19 protein-coding genes are annotated in these 16751 nt (G+C 49.2%); 16 read left to right on the top strand and 3 right to left on the bottom strand.

Annotated features, from left to right (window positions below; translation table 11 throughout):
- Nucleotides 1-265 precede the first annotated feature (265 nt).
- The 13 genes from ACJJIF_RS04240 to ACJJIF_RS04180 all read left to right on the top strand — a co-directional run bounded on the left by ACJJIF_RS04240 (nt 266) and on the right by ACJJIF_RS04180 (nt 11224).
- The gene (locus ACJJIF_RS04240; protein WP_444930998.1) at nt 266-862 is read left to right on the top strand and encodes a ComF family protein; all 597 of its coding nucleotides are present in this window, start codon (nt 266-268) and stop codon (nt 860-862) included.
- Nucleotide 863: 1 nt separating this feature from the next.
- Nucleotides 864-1421, top strand: coding sequence for a hypothetical protein (locus ACJJIF_RS04235; protein ID WP_444930997.1), 558 nt, complete (start codon nt 864-866; stop codon nt 1419-1421).
- Between the two features lie 108 nt (nt 1422-1529).
- Nucleotides 1530-2330: a CLCA_X family protein gene (locus ACJJIF_RS04230; protein ID WP_444930996.1), complete on the top strand. Its 801-nt coding sequence runs from the start codon at nt 1530-1532 to the stop codon at nt 2328-2330.
- A complete protein-coding gene (locus ACJJIF_RS04225; RefSeq protein ID WP_444930995.1) occupies nt 2314-2730 on the top strand; it encodes a hypothetical protein in 417 nt (138 codons plus the stop codon). The genes ACJJIF_RS04230 and ACJJIF_RS04225 overlap by 17 nt, the downstream gene beginning before the upstream one ends.
- A gap of 167 nt (nt 2731-2897) precedes the next feature.
- Entirely contained in the window at nt 2898-3596 is a 699-nt protein-coding gene (locus tag ACJJIF_RS04220; RefSeq protein ID WP_444930994.1) for a response regulator transcription factor, read from the top strand.
- Nucleotides 3593-4966 (top strand): sensor histidine kinase, encoded by a 1374-nt coding sequence (locus ACJJIF_RS04215; protein WP_444930993.1) that lies wholly within the window; start codon nt 3593-3595, stop codon nt 4964-4966. Before ACJJIF_RS04220 ends, ACJJIF_RS04215 begins: the two co-directional genes overlap by 4 nt.
- 101 nt (nt 4967-5067) lie before the next feature.
- Nucleotides 5068-7083, top strand: coding sequence for a TonB-dependent receptor plug domain-containing protein (locus ACJJIF_RS04210; protein WP_444930992.1), 2016 nt, complete (start codon nt 5068-5070; stop codon nt 7081-7083).
- A gap of 63 nt (nt 7084-7146) precedes the next feature.
- Nucleotides 7147-7704 (top strand): PepSY-associated transmembrane domain-containing protein, encoded by a 558-nt coding sequence (locus tag ACJJIF_RS04205; protein WP_444930991.1) that lies wholly within the window; start codon nt 7147-7149, stop codon nt 7702-7704.
- Nucleotides 7705-8244: 540 nt separating this feature from the next.
- Nucleotides 8245-8604 carry a carboxymuconolactone decarboxylase family protein gene (locus ACJJIF_RS04200; protein ID WP_444930990.1) on the top strand — a complete coding sequence of 120 codons (360 nt, stop codon included), beginning with the start codon at nt 8245-8247 and terminating at the stop codon, nt 8602-8604.
- Nucleotides 8604-9119 (top strand): VOC family protein, encoded by a 516-nt coding sequence (locus tag ACJJIF_RS04195; protein ID WP_444930989.1) that lies wholly within the window; start codon nt 8604-8606, stop codon nt 9117-9119. The genes ACJJIF_RS04200 and ACJJIF_RS04195 overlap by 1 nt, the downstream gene beginning before the upstream one ends.
- The gene (locus ACJJIF_RS04190) at nt 9116-9559 is read left to right on the top strand and encodes a DMT family transporter (RefSeq protein ID WP_444930988.1); all 444 of its coding nucleotides are present in this window, start codon (nt 9116-9118) and stop codon (nt 9557-9559) included. Before ACJJIF_RS04195 ends, ACJJIF_RS04190 begins: the two co-directional genes overlap by 4 nt.
- Entirely contained in the window at nt 9556-10041 is a 486-nt protein-coding gene (locus ACJJIF_RS04185; protein ID WP_444930987.1) for a DMT family transporter, read from the top strand. The genes ACJJIF_RS04190 and ACJJIF_RS04185 overlap by 4 nt, the downstream gene beginning before the upstream one ends.
- Nucleotides 10042-10300: 259 nt before the next feature.
- Nucleotides 10301-11224 (top strand): LysR family transcriptional regulator, encoded by a 924-nt coding sequence (locus ACJJIF_RS04180; protein ID WP_444930986.1) that lies wholly within the window; start codon nt 10301-10303, stop codon nt 11222-11224.
- Between the two features lie 141 nt (nt 11225-11365).
- Here ACJJIF_RS04180 and ACJJIF_RS04175 read toward each other — a convergent pair whose 3' ends face one another.
- The 3 genes from ACJJIF_RS04175 to ACJJIF_RS04165 form a co-directional block, all read right to left on the bottom strand.
- Nucleotides 11366-12385, bottom strand: a complete 1020-nt coding sequence (locus tag ACJJIF_RS04175; protein WP_444930985.1) for a serine hydrolase domain-containing protein — start codon at nt 12383-12385, stop codon at nt 11366-11368.
- A 349-nt stretch (nt 12386-12734) separates the two neighbouring features.
- The gene (locus ACJJIF_RS04170; protein WP_444930984.1) at nt 12735-12944 is read right to left on the bottom strand and encodes a cold-shock protein; all 210 of its coding nucleotides are present in this window, start codon (nt 12942-12944) and stop codon (nt 12735-12737) included.
- 429 nt (nt 12945-13373) lie between these two features.
- The gene (locus ACJJIF_RS04165) at nt 13374-13925 is read right to left on the bottom strand and encodes a MarR family winged helix-turn-helix transcriptional regulator (RefSeq protein WP_444930983.1); all 552 of its coding nucleotides are present in this window, start codon (nt 13923-13925) and stop codon (nt 13374-13376) included.
- Between the two features lie 387 nt (nt 13926-14312).
- Here ACJJIF_RS04165 and ectA point away from each other — a divergent pair, with 387 nt between their 5' ends.
- The 3 genes from ectA to ACJJIF_RS04150 all read left to right on the top strand — a co-directional run bounded on the left by ectA (nt 14313) and on the right by ACJJIF_RS04150 (nt 16627).
- On the top strand, nt 14313-14822 hold the full coding sequence (ectA, locus tag ACJJIF_RS04160) for a diaminobutyrate acetyltransferase (RefSeq protein ID WP_444930982.1): 510 nt from the start codon (nt 14313-14315) through the stop codon (nt 14820-14822).
- A 9-nt stretch (nt 14823-14831) separates the two neighbouring features.
- Nucleotides 14832-16127, top strand: a complete 1296-nt coding sequence (gene ectB / locus ACJJIF_RS04155) for a diaminobutyrate--2-oxoglutarate transaminase (protein ID WP_444930981.1) — start codon at nt 14832-14834, stop codon at nt 16125-16127.
- Nucleotides 16128-16222: 95 nt separating this feature from the next.
- Nucleotides 16223-16627 (top strand): ectoine synthase, encoded by a 405-nt coding sequence (locus tag ACJJIF_RS04150; protein WP_444930980.1) that lies wholly within the window; start codon nt 16223-16225, stop codon nt 16625-16627.
- Nucleotides 16628-16751 lie beyond the last annotated feature (124 nt).

Raw genomic sequence — 16751 nt, 5'->3', positions numbered from 1 at the left:
TTGGCACCGAAAAGTTAAAGGTACCGGGATGTAATAGCAAGAAAGCTATTGATCAAACACAGAGATTTTTATCCTGCTAAGATAGGGCCCACCTAGGGAGCCACTACCTAAATACCCACTGAAAGACCGGGGCAAAGCCATTTGCCCGTTAAGTTTTTATTATGATTGCGGAGCTTACATAGCTATAGGTGGGTATACCAAGCCCCCAGATATTAGGCGAGGGATTTAGCCTTAAAATTCAGAACTCAGCACAGGGAGTGTTACCATGAGTACGAATGTAAAAGAGATTGTTGGTATTTGGGACAAGGGCTACTCCCTTGATAAGCATACTCAAAAAAGCACATTTACCGGCAATAATCAGTTTGGTCGGCCGACTTTCAACACCACGAGAACCCATGTTGGGGAGCTGCTGTATCAATTGAAATACAAGCAGGACTTTGCCAAAGTACACCCCATTGCACAGTTAATGCACGACCAAATTGTTACAAAATTCCCTGATATTGACTTTATTATCGGCATGCCTCCCTCTAAGGTGAGACTCAAACAGCCGGTTCATGAAATCGCGTATAGAGTTAGCAGGCTTGCAGACAAACCCTTGAGTACAAACCTTTTACTGAAGCCTCTCGCGACCTCTCAAGTAAAGAATATTGCGGTTAGAAGTGAGAGACTTAAAACATTGATGCATGCATTTACATTACATAATGACGTAATACAAAAATATCTCACCGATCCCAGCTACAACGTTTTACTGGTGGATGATTTATATGATACTGGGACCTCACTGGAAGCGGCAACGACAACGCTAAAGATGTGTAGTAAAATCAATAAGGTATATGTTGCTACAGTGACAAGAAAAAACTAGCATGACGAAAGTTTTCATATCAGGCTCTATAACAATTAAGGAAATTGATCCTGCCGCACAGGAAAGGATCAATCGGATTGTGGCCTCAACCTTTACTATTATTCTTGGTGATGCCAATGGTGCAGATAGCGCGGTTCAAAATTATGTGCAGCACCTTAACTACAAAAATGTAGTTGTTTATTGTAGTGGCAAAAAAGCGAGAAATAACCTGGGCCTCTGGAACACAGAGCATGTCAGCACACACCATCGTGTCGGCAGCAGAGAATTCTACCAGGCTAAAGACAAGGAAATGGCGAGCGACTGCGATTATGGGTTTATGATCTGGGATGGATCGAGCACAGGAACCTTATCTAATGTTATTGAGATTACAAGGCTGGGCAAATACTCCCTCGTCTTTATCAGCAAGACCAGAGAATTCATAAAGATTAAATGTGCCGACGATATCGACAAGCTTAAGTCCCTAATGACGGGGCCCGATATAGAAAAAGCCAACAAAAAGATAAAATTTGAAGACAGTTTAGCCCACCTTAAGAATTCTCAGTCCTCCCTGTTTGAATGAGTAGTCACAGGTTCAAATTCCGCCCCCTCAGCCTGGATTTCAGTAAGCCATTGCCAACTCCCAAACTGGCAGATTAATATCCCCCTCCCCTTACTTACTGATACCAATATGGTTTTAGCTCGCGAGTTCTACCGCAGTGGCCGCGCCAACACCCAGCGCCCACCCGTTTCATTTATGGATGTAAGACGGCGATTTGGGTTTCGCTCCATCGCTATTGGCCGGTGGGTCACTACTGAGGAGAGGGACCGTGCAGCGGGCCTTTTCTACGATGCTCTTGATGATTTAATGACCATTCTTCAGGGGCCCGAGACCCTGGTATCCCTTCGCGGGACCCTATCCTTCCAATATGGAATCGGAGGGCACCCCGGCATGGCTGCTTTTTATGACCCCTCCGCACAGAGTTTCTCTCTGGCCAAAAATGCCGGACCCGGCTCTATCGCCCACGAGTGGTTTCATGCACTTGATCACTATCTGGCCGCAAAAGCATTCAGTGATGTATCCGGTACTATGTATGCCTCAGAAGCTTGGTTGCGCGATGCGACTCCGGTCCCCCACCCTCTCAACGACTTGCTTTTCGCCTGCTTCCAGGCGGTGATGCTGGATGAAAGCGGTAATCATCCCAGCGATCTGGTAGCCGCTTCTGTCAATGCCGATAAAGACAACGGCTCTATCTACTACAGCGAGCCTGTGGAGCTGTGTGCCCGGGCTTTTGAAGCATTTATTCAGGATGCCAGTATCAGCAATAATTTTTTGGTTGCGGGCTCAAAGGCCAGTCGAGAGGCAAAGCTGGGGCTGTACCCCCAGGGGCGGCAGCGCAATAGAATTAATCAGGCTTTCACAGCCTACTTTTCTCTCTTAGGGCGCAGTCTCTGGGCTTCGATAAGGGCAAACCATGAAGTTAGCGGTTAGAAACACCTTTGCCCTGGGCATAGCTCTGCTCGCGGGCAGTATCGCTTGGGTATGGGTTGGGCTAAGCAAAAGCTATGCGTTAATTGCAGCGGCCAATAACCCCCTGCTGTCAGCCGAACGGGGCTTTATCGATGCGATGGATGACTTTTCCCGCAATCGGGCTACTTTTATAGAGATTTATACTCCAGGGCTCGGTGATGTGGCACCAGGCATTTCAGCCGAAGATTTACAAGGCCGGCTGGCGGAATATCGCCAGGGGGACTATTTCATCTGTGGAACAGGGCTCCATATCCAAGGCTATGTCCTGGATATCAAGAAGCACGAACACAATAAATTTTATGCCCAGGCATACAATGCCAAGTTACTGGAGCTTATCACCGTTTCAACCCCGGAACAGTAACCCCGCGTTGCGACTTCTTGAAAGGTCTAGATATTCCTGCGAAGCCGCGCCTTGATTGTGAACCGCTCTGTAAGCCAGAGGCATCACGAGGTTGTTCAGAGGCTCCTTAGACATGGCTCATTGTGTTAATTTTGCCTGCAACCAGATTGCATACAGCCGATGCCCCTATGAGCCAAAAACCACCCCCACAGTGCAATATCTTGATCGTTGAAGACGATCGCAGCCTTAACAGCCAGCTCTGTGAGATGATCGAAGGGGCTGGATACCAAGTAAATGCCTGCTATGAGGGTAATACTGCCCTGCTAGAAGCTACAAAACCGCACTATCAGTTGATTCTGCTCGATTTGATGCTGCCAGAAATGGACGGTATTTCCCTGCTCAGGATTTTGCGTAAAACCAGCCAGGTGCCGGTCATTATCCTCACAGCCAAGGGGGCTGAAGAGGAAAGGATTTCCGGCCTTCGCCACGGAGCAGACGACTATGTATCTAAACCCTTCAGCAAAACCGAACTATTACTGAGAATCGAGGCGCTATTGCGCCGCAGTCAGCCAGTCCAGGCCGAACCTGTCCACCATACAGAAATTGATCGTCTCCAACTCGACTTAAACACCCAGCAGGCTTTTGTCAGCGATCTTGCCATTGAATTCACAGCCACCCAGTTCAAGTTGCTGTGGGAGTTGGCGGTACATCGGGGTGAAGTTCTGAGTAAGGCATACCTCTCCCAACAGGTGCTCAACCGCACCCTCGGCGCCTATGATCGCAGCCTGGACATGCATCTAAGCCGGATCAGGCGCAAATTGACCGATGCAGGCTGGCGTGGTGATCGGTTACAGACAGTACATGGCCGGGGGTACTGTCTAAAATGAGCCGAAAACTTCTCTGGAAACTCTGCCTGCTCATTGCTGCCGGTATTGTCGCCCTGTTCTATTTGATCAACACCCTAACCCTCCGCACCGAGGAGCAGATGAGCCTACTGGAAGTCTCTCACCGAGAGGAGCTAAAGCGTTGGGGCGAGGAGGCAGAGAGGCTCTTTCTCTCTGGCGATAAAGTCCAATTGGAGCAGTGGTTGCAAGCGTTGCAGGAGCAGGAAAACACCTGGGCCACCGTTACCCAGTACGAGGTAACTCATATCGCCGGGGAGAGGGGCAACGAGGACCGCTACATAGGCTACAATCTCGGTCGCGATGTGGATTGGAAAGTCCACTTGTATTTTGAGGACAACCCAGTGATGGAAATCCCATTTACAACCGAGAAGACGAGTCTGCTGGTTTTACTGCCCGACAGGATGCGCCCCGGTAGTTACTGGCAGACAACTCGATTAGCACTGCAAATACTTCTGCCGATGGGTATTTTGGCGTTGTTTTCCCTGATGCTCTACCGCCACATTATGCATCCCCTGCGCAAGCTAGAGCAGGCAACACGGGAGTTCAGCCGAGGGAATTTCAGTGTTCGGGTTCACCGCCAGTTGGGTGGCCGCAATGATGAGATTTCCGAACTGGCAAAAACCTTCGACCAGATGGCTGCTCGTATCGGTGAGCAAATTGTCAACCAGCGGCAGTTGATCGCCGACCTTTCCCACGAACTAAGAACCCCACTCACCCGTTTGGATATTGCGATAGAGGGCGCCGGTACCCGCTATTCAGATGACAAAAATATTCAGAGAATTCAGCGGGAGTCCACTCATATTCGGCGCTTGGTTGAGGATACCCTGACCCTTGCCTGGCTGGATAATGAGCGGCCTTCTATAGGTACTGAAGACCTGGATTTAGTGGATCTTATTGATGTGATTGTTGAGGATGCCCGCTTTGAGTTCCCCAATCGCACTATCTGCACTCGCCTGCCGGATACCGCAGAGATAAGGCACTCCAATCACCAGGCTGTGGGACAGGCCCTGGAGAATATCTTGCGCAATGCGATGCGCTATACCCCGGTGGGGCAGGCTGTTCACGTGCTCCTGGAGGAAAGTGGGCAAGAGCGTGTTGTTATTGATATTGAGGACTCAGGGCCCGGGGTACCGGAAGCGCTGCTGGATAATATCTTTAAACCCTTTTTTAGAGCCGATCGATCGCGAGCTTCGGAGTCAAAGAACTTTGGGCTCGGCTTGGCCCTGGCACGGCGGCAATTAAATAGTGTGGGCGCAACTGTGGAAGCCTCCAACCGCTCCGCCGGAGGCTTGTGTATGAGAATTACGCTTCCAACTCGATTTTATAAGAGCACTGTGAGTGCTATAGGCTAAAGCCGCTATTAAATGTAACAAATGCAACACTGCTGTACTTTAAGATTCTTAATAGGAACAATTCGCATTTGCGAATAGATGATACTGAGAAGGACAGCTAAATGGCTCGCAACATTTCTCGCAGCAGATACGCGCTACTCCCCTTGATGGCATCCAGCGCTCTAGCCGCCGGCATCAGTCAGGCACAGGAGGCTCAAGAGCAAGCGAATCCCGCCGAAACCTCAATGGAGACCGTAGTCGTTGTCGGTGTGGCAACAGATACCGAGATCACACCTGAAGAACTCGATAAGCAGCAGGCAAACAATCTTAGCGATATTTTTCGCCAAGTACCCTCTGTATCTGTTGGCGGATCGCTGGGTATCGCCCAGAAAGTCTATATCCGGGGCATGGAAGACACACTCCTCAATGTTACCGTCGATGGCGCCCCGCAGACTGGCACCCTATTCCATCATATTGGTCGAGTATCCATAGAACCGGAGTTACTACAGAAAGTTGAAGTTCAGGCTGGAGCGGGCGAAGCGACCAGTGGAGCCGGTGCAATTGGGGGGGCTATCCGCTTTAAGACCAAAGATGCCGATGACCTACTTGATGAGGGCGAGCAGCTTGGCGCTATAGTAAAAGGAGCTTACTTTAGCAATGACGGCCAAAAAGCCAGTGCCTCAGTGTACGGGAAGCTCACTGATAACTGGGGGCTGCTGGGATCGTTTGTGACTATCGATCGCGACGATATGGAGGATGGCGACGGCAACACCATCTATGGCACAGCTGCCGATCAGGATCTCGCGTTTATAAAGTTGAGTGGCGACCTCGCTAAAAATCAAAAACTGAGTATCAGCTTTGAGCAGCGGGATGAATCTGGGGAGTTTGGTCGACGCCCCAACTGGCCCGCTCTTGAGGGGGATACGCTCTATCCAATGGATGCTGAACGCCAGACCTTTGTCATCAATCACCAGTATTCCCCCAGCGCACTGATCAACCTGGAGACAACGGTTTACCACACAAAATCGGAGATGGAGCAGGATGTATTTGATCTGTGGGGCAAGTACGGCGCATCCGTGGAATCCCTTGGTTTTGATTTGCGCAATACCAGCAGTATCGGTGTGCATACTATCACCTACGGCCTAGAGGCTCGTGAGGATGAAGTAGAAAGCGGTTCACTCTCAGGGCCCTATGTCGGCACCTCCTATCGCGAGGAAGGCCAGATTGTTGGGGCTTATATTCAAGATCACTGGCAGGCGACGGAGGCACTGCTGCTGAGTTTTGGACTGCGCTACGACGAATACCAGTTGGAGCAGATAACTCATAACGATGAGGCCGATAGCCAGGGCTTTAGCCCTAATATCGGTATGAGCTATGCACTTACGGATGCGCTCACCTTCACCGCAGGTTATGCAACAGCGATGCGAGGCAAGGAAGTTGGAGACGGATTCACATTGGAATCGGCATCACTTGCTCCCAACCTGGACGCTGAGACAGTCGACAATAGCGAACTGGGCCTGGAATATATCCAAGGTGACCTTGAACTAAAAGCGGCTATCTACCGCAGCACTATCGATGACGTTATTCTCGATCAGCTCGGAAGTGGCACCTACTACGAGAATGTGGGTGAGCTGGAAACTGAAGGGTTTGAGCTCAGCGCCTCTTACACTTGGAATAAGTTATCCCTCAGTGCGGCTTTCAGTCACAATGATTCAGAACTCAACGGGAATACCGTAGAGGGGTATGAACACAATGGCTTGGCAAATGCCCGTGGCGATACCTGGAACCTGACCGCCAACTACGCATTTACCCCTAAGTTAGAGCTGGGTTGGAACTACACCCTGGTACAGGACCTGAACAATATTGAGGTTTTACAGCGTGCTGTAGAGATTGGCTGGATCGATAGCACCCAAACCATCGACAAGCCCGGCTACCAGATACACGATCTCTACTTACACTGGGAGCCCTTGGCAAGTGATCGCCTAAATGTGAATTTGGCGATACAAAACCTGCTTAATGAGCACTACCGGGATCATTCCAGCGTTGCGGATTATAGTGTCATTGATGGTTGGGGTATTGTTGCCGGGCTGTACGAGGCAGGTCGAGATATCCGGCTATCGGTAGACTACCGCTTTTAATTTCCTCCTTTTAAGTTGTTTATGTCAGAGCGCGATGCATTTGCACCGCGCTCTTTGGTGCCTATGAAATCCAGAAACCGTTTACTGTGGATCAAACTCCACACCTACTTTTCCTGCTTTTTTTTGCCGATTGCTATTTTGTATATCGCCACTGGCGTGGTCTACCTTTTTGATATAGAGGGAGGGGTAGATGAACAAGTTGAGTACTCCATTTCTCTTCCCAAAGGCTTGCCCAGCAGTGAGCAAGAGACCCTGAAGGTTATATCTCCGATTGTTCAGCCCGAAGAGATAACCCTGCCAGCAGATTTCTACCTGGAAGATGAGTACATTGGTTGGTATGGCTACAAACGCCAAGTTTATTTGGAGCCAAGTGAAGATAAACAATCCGCAATACTCCATGTGAAAGAACACGACCTCTGGCACCAATTCTTATTGATACATAAAGGACATGCCGGGCCACTATTCTGGCTTTCAGCAATTATGCTTGGTACCAGCCTGCTATTTAGCCTGATTAGTGGATTAGTAGTGGCCTTTGCGGTCCCAAAATTCAGAAAGGCCTCTGTACAATTTACCTCCCTCGGGCTCATCGCCCTGGTAGCGGCCTTTTTTATGGGGGGCTAGCCGTGGGCTTGTCTATCCCAGCATTCACTATCTACAGGCGATATAGACATATAAATAGCGAACTTTCGCTTCCATACCAACAAACCAGAAACCTCACCGGAATCCGCACTCGCTAACTGATACTGAAAAAATGATACCCGGATAAACCTTCAGCGGGCAGAACAATTCAGCCCAATCTATCGCACTGCGACTTGACAGCCACAATAAACCCCTCTCTCGCGAGCTTACTCATTGCAGCCTTTACCGTGCTGAGTGCATCCACCACAAGGCACGGCAACGGCAGCTCTAAGCTCGCCGACACACAAGCTCGACCTCTCCATACAGACATTAATCGACTAGCAGTTCAACCATTGAGCACTGGATTAATCAACTCAACAGGAAGCCAGGCCTGATCATACACGGGCAGGTTCACAGCGGTCATTTGTGCATAATTTGCAAAAGTGATGTTCCCGCTTATAAGTTTTAAGGAGGATGCAACTGCCTATAATAACTTCCAGCTGCTACAGCGAAATATCAACTAGACAACCAGGAATATTAACTATGACTACCAAGTACGAAAATGCTGTTTTGGATGATCAGACATTGATCGAAGGGCTTAAGTCTATTAACCCGGTATGGGGAGATCTAGCTGTACGAGTCGCAGGCGAAGTATGGGGAAAACCGCTACTGGATCAGAAAACCAAGGCGCTAATCACTATTGCTATTGACCAAATGTCCCTCAATGTAAACAGTGAAGGTAACCCGTTCGGCGCTCATGTTGATATGGCACTCAAACAAGGGGCGACGTATGAAGAGATTGAGGAGTTGATCGTTTTTGCCTCAATGTATACAGGCTTCAATAAAGGGGCCACCACCATGGGGGCACTCAATAAGCTTCGCCATGACCGAGGTGATATCTAATGGCCATCCCCGGACTTAAGAAAGCAGATCATATTGGATTTACCGTCCCCGATGTTGATTTGGCCGTTGATTTTTTTAATAAACATTTTGGCTTCGAGCTGGCTTATACATTTGGGCCATTTGCCTCGGATGACACCTGGATGACGGATCATCTCAATGTGAATCCTCGCGCAGAGATTAAGAAAATTGCCGTTATGAGTGCCAATAGTATCAACCTGGAAATATTCGAGTATGCCGACAACATCGATCGAAATAAGGTGGCACCAAACAATGCTGATATTGGCGGGCACCATTTAGCTTTCTATGTTGAAGATATGGATACGGCGGTTGAATATCTCAAGGCGCAGAATATTAAAGTACTTGGCGCCCCTACCGTGATGACTGAAGGTCCCACCGAAGGAGAAACCTGGGTGTACTTTATGACTCCCTGGGGCATGCAACTTGAGCTTGTTTCATACCCCAATGGAAAGGCCTATGAGCATTTGACTAGCGTACGCCTATTTGACCCTCGATGAACATTATTGCCACAATTTTAGTTGTTGTTGCCGGCATGGGGCTCTCCGTCGAGGCGGGATTACTGGGCCCCCTAGGCATGCAGGTTGGTCACTTGTGGGCCGCCCTGAGTATATTTGGCGTTGGGACAGCCCTACTCTGGCTAATCAGTCTATTTGTCCCCAGCGCAAAATTTATAGGGTGGCGAGAGGTTCCAAAGTGGCAGCTTACCGGTGGCCTTTTAGGACCGGTTTACGTTGTGGTTCTCACTTTGGCCACTCCTATACTTGGAGTAGCTATGACCATGATCGGGATTCTTGTGGGGCAAACTGCCAAAAGCTTTCTAATTGATTCCCTCGGATGGTTTGGGGTGCGCAAACAGCCGATCAATCTCCTGAGAATATGTGGGGCAACCTTTTTATGCCTTGCATTATATTTTACCTACTTGGGAGCAAAATTATGATCGGACTGATGTTACTTGCCATACTATCCGGCGCAGCTTTGAGCACCCAGGCAGCAATTAACGGGAAGTTTGGGCAGAGCGTAGGGGTTGTGCAAAGTGCCCTCTTTACTTTTGGGATAGGCGCTGTGATTATGGGCTTGCTCGTGTTCTTCTTTGGCAAACACAGCGGCCCATCAATTCTGTCCGCCCCCAAGTGGCAGCTGATAGGGGCATTTTTTGGCATCTTCTACATACTTGTCGTCGTTGCTGTCATTCCCAGAATCGGAGTGGTATCAACAACAATTGCTACAATTTTTGGGCAGATGAGCATGAGCTTGGTCATTGACACCCAGGGGTGGTTTGAGAATCCATCGATCCCCTTAAACTCCTGGCGCATTGCAGCGATGGTCTGTGTGATTCTAGCTCTGATCTGTAATTACCTCGGCAACCGAAAAACGCTTGTTCGCAACACTGAGGGGTTGCAGCCCGCAAGCCACAGTTAGCTGTAGATACTGAAGTAAAGCCCTATTCAGATGTCCAACAGCAATCAAAAGTTGCTTACTATATTACTTGGGAAGTCCTGAAACTCTCGAGGAGCGGGCCTTGAAGGCTACAGCTATTGCAAAGGGCTACCGCAACTCGCGGCGATTTGCGCCCAACACCTGTAGTTTTCAAGGCCCGCAGAAGTATTACGGAATTATTCAAAGGTTCTCTAGGGATTTATTGCCTGCATACTCCCCGGATACTTACTACCGATAGCTAATGAATTACGATATATCAATACTAGAATTAAAACTGTTCTTAATGACAGCTCAATTGGGCAACTATTCTGAAGTCTCGAGAAAACAGGGAATGACGCCCTCCTCTGTGTCGAGAAAAATGGCCCAGCTAGAGGGAAAAGTGGGAACAAAACTTCTACACCGTCACACCAGGGCAATATCATTAACGGATGAAGGCACCGCCTTTGCGAAGTACTGTAGTGATATAGTCCGTCAGTACGAGCTAGTTTGCGGGCAAATCGAACAGAGAGCCAATACCCCGCGAGGAGTTGTAAAGATCAGCGCTCCCGTTGCGTTTGGGCGGCTTCATGTTGCTCCTTATATTCCAGATTTATTGAAACTCTATCCGCTGCTTAGGATAGAGATGCAGCAGACAGATAGCTTTATCGACCCCGCCAAAGAAGGCATTGATTTACTTATCAGAATCGGAGCACTCCAAGATTCAGGCCTGAAAATGAACAGCTTTGGCAATCAACATTTTATACTGGCAGCCAGCCCGGAATACCTAAGGGTAAATGGCACCCCGGAAACCCCGGAACAGTTAATTGCTCACAACTGCTTGGTGTTTAAGGGGCCCAACGGGCTACAGCGGTGGTTTATAGGCAGAGATAATTTGACACCATATGAAGTTAAGGGATCTCTGTATAGCAATAATGCAGAAACGCTGGTTTCCAGCGCTATAGGCGGAGCCGGAATTGTTATGTTCCCAAGCTGGCTAATAAATGAAGAGATTCGCCAGGGCAAGCTAGTCTCTATTTTGACCGATTATCGTGCATCTTCATCCGCAGAAGACCAAACTATCAACGCACTTTACTTACCCACTGACAACCTGGCCCCTAAAGTACGAGTGATTATTGATTTCCTTAAGGAGAAGTATGGCAACCCCTGCTATTGGGATGCGAAATAAAGAGTTTTTCACTCTGAGCGGATGATTATTGGGCGATGTAACATAGGCCCGCAGGTGTTGGCTATTCCGTAATATCTCTGCGGGCTTGCAGAGATATTCGACCTCCTGACAGCTCTAGCCCGCACCTTGATGCTGAATCACCTAAAACTCATTTTCGGCAATGATCGCCGCCAACTGTTTAAGCTTTGGCTGCTGCCCCTCGATATTAGTGAGCCCAATAATCAGATGATTTTCTTCGGGAAAGATCACAATCAGAGCACTAAAACCGTAGATACCTCCAGATTGGGTATATACCTTCTTACCAGCAATCGTGGAGCTGAGCCACCCAAAACCATAGCCCTCCTCGATAAAGATATCCTCTTTATCCGCAGCGGAAACCAAAGACTCTGCGGCAAAAGATTCAGACCAGACTTCTAGGTCAGCCAAGTTACTGGATAGGGCTCCCGCCGAATAGGGTATCGACATATCAATATAGCTTGCCCGTTCGGCCTGATCCTCTGTCGTATACCCCTGCGCATGGCCGGTATGGGATATTTTGCTCTCTCCGTAAACTGTATGATTAATGTCGAGCTCTCCCAGGATATGCTGAGACAAATACTGGGTATAGGTTTGTCCAGAGAGCAACTCGATAAGATACCCCAGTAAAATATAATTTGAGTTTGAATAGCTATATTCTTGGCCCGGCTCGAACTCAAGCGGCTTGTACTTAGTCAAGTTGACCAGTTCTATGGGACTGAAAGACCGGCTGTGGTCAATCCTGTGAAAAAACTCCGGGATACCTGAGCGATGAGTAAGTAGGTGCCTTAGGGTGATCTCATCTCCCCTAGGGTAGTCCACAACAAAGTGAGAGATAGGGGTATCGTAAGCGGGAATTTTTCCGGCTGCCTTAAGCTGCACAATCGCTAGTGCGGTTAAGGTTTTGGAGAGAGACCCTATTCGATACTGGGTATCGATCCGATTGGGTGTTTTTTGTGCAACGCTGGCGAAGCCAAAGCCTTTCCGCAGGATATCAACGCCCTGCTTTTTAACCAGGAATGACCCTATAAAGCCCTCAGATTCAAGCAGGTCCTCAGCGCTAGTGTAAAGTGGGTGACTGTAGGCGCTAGGAGAAAGTGGCACCAAAGTGGCGATCAGCAATATCGCCAGGTAAATCGTTTTCATTCTTATATCCGTGAAACTTGACATAAACTGGGAGCAGCCCCCAGCCAATTTATAAGGGCCGATCTAGTGCGGATACGATAAAAAGTTAACCTCAGGGCACTGCGGGGAGATGGCCATCAACAAGTATGGCTAGCTCAGGAGAGAGTAAGGTATCGAGGACTTGGGAATCCTGCCAGATCGCCTTTCGTGAACACAAAATCGACAATGTGCGAAGAGGCTGCTGGAATGCCAGGAGAAGTAGAGGGGGGGGGTAATTTGGGTTTCACATTTACCGTAAAAGGCACCCTCCCCACTCTGATCGTGCAGGGAGGGCACAGCGGTCACGCCCCTTTGGGGCGAGGCCTAAATATTACAGGCAGACAATATTTTCTGCTTGCGGGCCTTTTGCACCCTGGGTCACGGTAAATTCCACCTTTTGACCTTCGGTCAGTGTTTTGAAGCCACCACCAGAAATAGCACTGAAGTGGGCAAAAACGTCAGGACCGGATTCCTGGGCGATAAAGCCAAAACCTTTCCCCTCATCGAACCACTTAACGGTACCAGTAACAGTGTTAGACATAATAGATATCCTTTTATTAAACAAATACGCTCCAATTAGATGGAGGTGTGCGGGCAAAAAGTATTATTTTAAACGAGACCGAACGAAGGATTATGACTAAAACTACGAGGTAAACTGCAATAAAAAATGGCTTTTAAACCAGCGCGCGAAGAATAACACTTACCTGTCGCCTATGTCCACTCCTGCCTCAAGTCTCCCTTTTCGACAAAAGAGCAGCCCAAGCGCGATGGGTATCCCACCGGGGCCGACAATCACAGGGGCGATTATACCGAGAGGCTGCCAATCCTCCTATTGTACGCAAGAACCAATTGAGGGTCGGCACCCCCAACTGGAGAGTACTAACGGGTCACATCCTTTGAATGCCGGTCATCACTGGATATAACCCAAGCGCAAGCCCCCTCGGAAGCCTTTTGGTCATTTCCGGTCGAATTAACCGTTTTTATCCTTCTCAGTAGAGTCGGCAATATCGCTGTAACCCAGAGCCGCTGCGGACTTATCCATCGCGGCGCCCTGGCGATCCAGAATACCGATGTCCAGCACCGGCGAAGCGTCAATATGCTGGGCATCCATCATCTGGGCTACGCGCTGTAGTGACGCAATAATCATACTTTGCTCCCAGTCTTTCAGGTCGCCAAACTGACGAGCAAATTGATCCTGGAGGGGAATCGGGGCATCGCGCAAGGTTTCAGAGGCCTCCTCGGTTAGGTAGGCATGCACCTTGCGCTTGTCAGCTTGGGATCGCTGACGGTAAACCAGACCCCGCTTCTCCAGGCGATCCAGAATATTGGTGACAGTCGCCTGGCTCAGGCTAACTTCATTGGCCAGCTCGCCAATCGTCACCTCCCCCTTGTTGCGAATGGCCTGTAGCAACAGTACCTGAGGGGCGGTTAGGCCAGTAGTTTTTGCCAGGTGCCTGGAGTGCAAATCTGTGGCCCTTATTACTCGCCGCAGGGCTACTAGCACTTGTTCGATACTGTTCAAAGCTACCTCTTAATCTCGAAACTGGGGTGATTGAGAGGATTATATAGCTGCAAACCAGATTGCTAAACGCTTATAGACCCCAGAAAAGCCTTCACCATCGAATTGCTACCCCTCACCCCAGCTGCCCCAGTGCTTTCAAGGTGTATTTAGGTGCCTATCTGTAAGCCCCCTCCCCCAAAAGCCCGACCAACTCCAGGACAAATCGCACGATTAGATCTTCTGCGCCTAGACTTCACAATTAATTAGTGTACGATATTTAGTACTCTAAATATTTTTTGCCGCAAATCTCTTTTTTAGCGTCAAAAGCAACTAAAAAATGATTTTTAGCGGCGTTATAACCAAAAAAATACTTAGATATGAAAGTATATTTTTGTTAGTGGAATTATTTTGCCTAGATTAGAAAGTTTTATTTTGAGACCGCCTTCCCTGGAAGATGGCATGAAAGTCCATGGACTGATTGAAAATTGCCCGCCCCTGGACACCAACTCGAGTTACTGCAACCTCCTTCAGTGCAGCCATTTTGCCGGCACCTCAGTAATCGCAGAGGCTGATGGAGAGGCACTGGGTTTTATCTCTGGATACTTAATTCCAGACCGCAGGGACACTTTGTTCGTTTGGCAGGTTGCGGTGGCAGAGAAGACCAGAGGGCTAGGGCTGGCCTCCCGCATGCTTAAGGACATCATTGCTCGCCCCCAGTGCAAGCCTGTGAGATTTATCGAGACCACAATCACTGAGCACAACCTCTCCTCCTGGGCGCTCTTTCTAAGTGCGGCAGAGAAGCTCTCCACAGACCTTCAATCCTCCCCCTGGATGGACTCCGAGGCACACTTTAGCGGCCTGCATGACTCGGAGAGCCGCGTGCGCATCGGGCCCATCACCAAACCAATAGCAGCTTAAGAGAGAACCATGAAGATCTTTGATGAGATTGAATCCGAAGTACAAAGTTACGCCCGCTCCTTTCCGCGAGTATTCAACCGCGCAAAAGGCGAACTCATGTGGGATGAAGAGGGAAATCAATATCTGGATTTTCTAGCAGGTGCCGGCACCCTCAACTATGGCCACAACAACTCACTATTCAAGCAGGCTTTGCAAGATTACATCCAGAGTGACGGTATCACTCACGGCCTGGATATGCACACCAAAGCCAAGGGCGAGTTTCTGCAAGCGCTAAATGAAAAGGTTCTCAAGCCCCGCAACATGGAGTATATCGTTCAGTTTACCGGTCCGACGGGGACGAACGCGGTAGAGGCCGCCATGAAAATTGCCCGCAATGTCACCGGCCAGCAAAATATCGTGACATTTACCAATGGCTTTCACGGAGTCAGCCTGGGGTCTCTGGCCGCCACCGGCAACTCTCACCACAGGGATGCCGCCGGGGTTAGCTTAAACGGCACTCATCGAATGCCCTTTGATAGCTACCTGGGCAAGAATATCGATACTACAGAGTATCTCGATAAGGTACTTTCAGACTCCAGTAGCGGCATCAACTCTCCCGCAGCTGTTATCGTCGAAACTGTTCAGGGCGAAGGCGGAATCAATGCGGCCAGTGCCGAATGGCTAAGAAACCTTCAGGCAGTTTGCAAAAAGCATGGTCTGCTCTTTATTGTTGATGATATTCAGGCCGGCTGCGGCCGCACCGGAGACTTTTTCAGTTTCGAAGAGGCCGGTATAGAGCCTGACATTGTTACCCTTTCCAAGTCCCTCAGCGGCTACGGACTACCCTTCGCACTAGTCTTGATGAAGCCCGAGCTAGACCAGTGGAAGCCCGGCGAACACAACGGCACGTTCCGCGGCAATAACTTAGCTTTTGTCACGGCAAAAGCAGCAATTGACCACTACTGGTCTGACAATAAATTTTCACAGGAAGTTAAACGGAAAGGGGAATATATCTCTAAGCGACTGGAAAGCATTGTCAACCGATACGGTGAGGGCAACTTCACCACCAAAGGCCGCGGCATGTTCCGGGGCATTGACTGCGTGAGTGGCGAACTCGCAGAAAAAATTACCAAGCTCGCTTTCAAGAAGGGATTAATCATCGAAACAAGTGGCGCAGACGATCAGATTGTTAAACTGCTCTGCCCCCTGGTTATCACCGACCAGCATCTCAAGAAAGGTATCGATATTATTGAGTCAGCCATTCGGGAAGTCTGCGCCGGAGAGCGGGATATACCCGAAGAAAGAGTCTACTTCGAGGCCTGCTAGACCAACCCCAATAAAACTCAACGATATCACCAGAAAGCCAAGCCTGCCGACAGGCAAGGCCGGACTAGCTGCACGGGCAATATAAAAGGACACCCATGATTGTTAGAAACCTGCAAAAAGCCAACACATCCTCCCGCCGAATTGTTTCACCGGATGGCAACTGGGAGAGCACCCGCCTACTGCTAAAAGATGATGGTATGGGCTTCTCCTTCCATATTACCACCATATATCGCGGTGCTGACTTCCAAATGCATTATCAAAACCACTTGGAAGCCGTGTACTGCATCGCCGGCAAAGGAGAGGTCGAGGTATCGGACAGCGGAAAAAAATACTCCATTGAACCAGGAACTATCTACGTCCTCGATAAACATGACCGACACACCCTAAGAGCCTTTGAAGAGATGACCATGGCTTGCGTCTTTAACCCCCCTCTAAACGGGAAGGAGGTGCACAATGCGGAGGGGGCCTATGAGCTGGAAGCTGAATCCATTAGTGAATAGCCAGATAGCAGCTGACCACTAAAGCCCATCCGCCAAACAAGAGGGGGGGAGCACCCCCAGAGCAAGGAGTTATGGGTAAGTTAACGCTATGCAAAGCCCAATGGCTTAAGCAGGCCAAATTACC

Source organism: Microbulbifer regidiadema (SeqCode) (genome assembly GCF_052467605.1).
This window is presented reverse-complemented; position numbering and strand designations above follow the sequence as displayed.

Excerpts from the sequence above, each read along its gene's own strand:
- ACJJIF_RS04215 (WP_444930993.1), top strand. The coding sequence starts at position 3,593 with ATGAGCCGAAAACTTCTCTGGAAACTCTGCCTGCTCATTGCTGCCGGT.
- ACJJIF_RS04230 (WP_444930996.1), top strand. The coding sequence starts at position 1,530 with ATGGTTTTAGCTCGCGAGTTCTACCGCAGTGGCCGCGCCAACACCCAG.
- ACJJIF_RS04150 (WP_444930980.1), top strand. The coding sequence starts at position 16,223 with ATGATTGTTAGAAACCTGCAAAAAGCCAACACATCCTCCCGCCGAATT.
- ACJJIF_RS04210 (WP_444930992.1), top strand. The coding sequence starts at position 5,068 with ATGGCTCGCAACATTTCTCGCAGCAGATACGCGCTACTCCCCTTGATG.
- ACJJIF_RS04180 (WP_444930986.1), top strand. The coding sequence starts at position 10,301 with ATGAATTACGATATATCAATACTAGAATTAAAACTGTTCTTAATGACA.
- ACJJIF_RS04220 (WP_444930994.1), top strand. The coding sequence starts at position 2,898 with ATGAGCCAAAAACCACCCCCACAGTGCAATATCTTGATCGTTGAAGAC.
- ACJJIF_RS04200 (WP_444930990.1), top strand. The coding sequence starts at position 8,245 with ATGACTACCAAGTACGAAAATGCTGTTTTGGATGATCAGACATTGATC.
- ACJJIF_RS04190 (WP_444930988.1), top strand. The coding sequence starts at position 9,116 with ATGAACATTATTGCCACAATTTTAGTTGTTGTTGCCGGCATGGGGCTC.
- ACJJIF_RS04185 (WP_444930987.1), top strand. The coding sequence starts at position 9,556 with ATGATCGGACTGATGTTACTTGCCATACTATCCGGCGCAGCTTTGAGC.
- ACJJIF_RS04240 (WP_444930998.1), top strand. The coding sequence starts at position 266 with ATGAGTACGAATGTAAAAGAGATTGTTGGTATTTGGGACAAGGGCTAC.
- ectB (WP_444930981.1), top strand. The coding sequence starts at position 14,832 with ATGAAGATCTTTGATGAGATTGAATCCGAAGTACAAAGTTACGCCCGC.
- ACJJIF_RS04170 (WP_444930984.1), bottom strand. The coding sequence starts at position 12,944 with ATGTCTAACACTGTTACTGGTACCGTTAAGTGGTTCGATGAGGGGAAA.
- ACJJIF_RS04235 (WP_444930997.1), top strand. The coding sequence starts at position 864 with ATGACGAAAGTTTTCATATCAGGCTCTATAACAATTAAGGAAATTGAT.
- ACJJIF_RS04175 (WP_444930985.1), bottom strand. The coding sequence starts at position 12,385 with ATGAAAACGATTTACCTGGCGATATTGCTGATCGCCACTTTGGTGCCA.
- ACJJIF_RS04205 (WP_444930991.1), top strand. The coding sequence starts at position 7,147 with ATGAAATCCAGAAACCGTTTACTGTGGATCAAACTCCACACCTACTTT.
- ACJJIF_RS04225 (WP_444930995.1), top strand. The coding sequence starts at position 2,314 with ATGAAGTTAGCGGTTAGAAACACCTTTGCCCTGGGCATAGCTCTGCTC.
- ACJJIF_RS04195 (WP_444930989.1), top strand. The coding sequence starts at position 8,604 with ATGGCCATCCCCGGACTTAAGAAAGCAGATCATATTGGATTTACCGTC.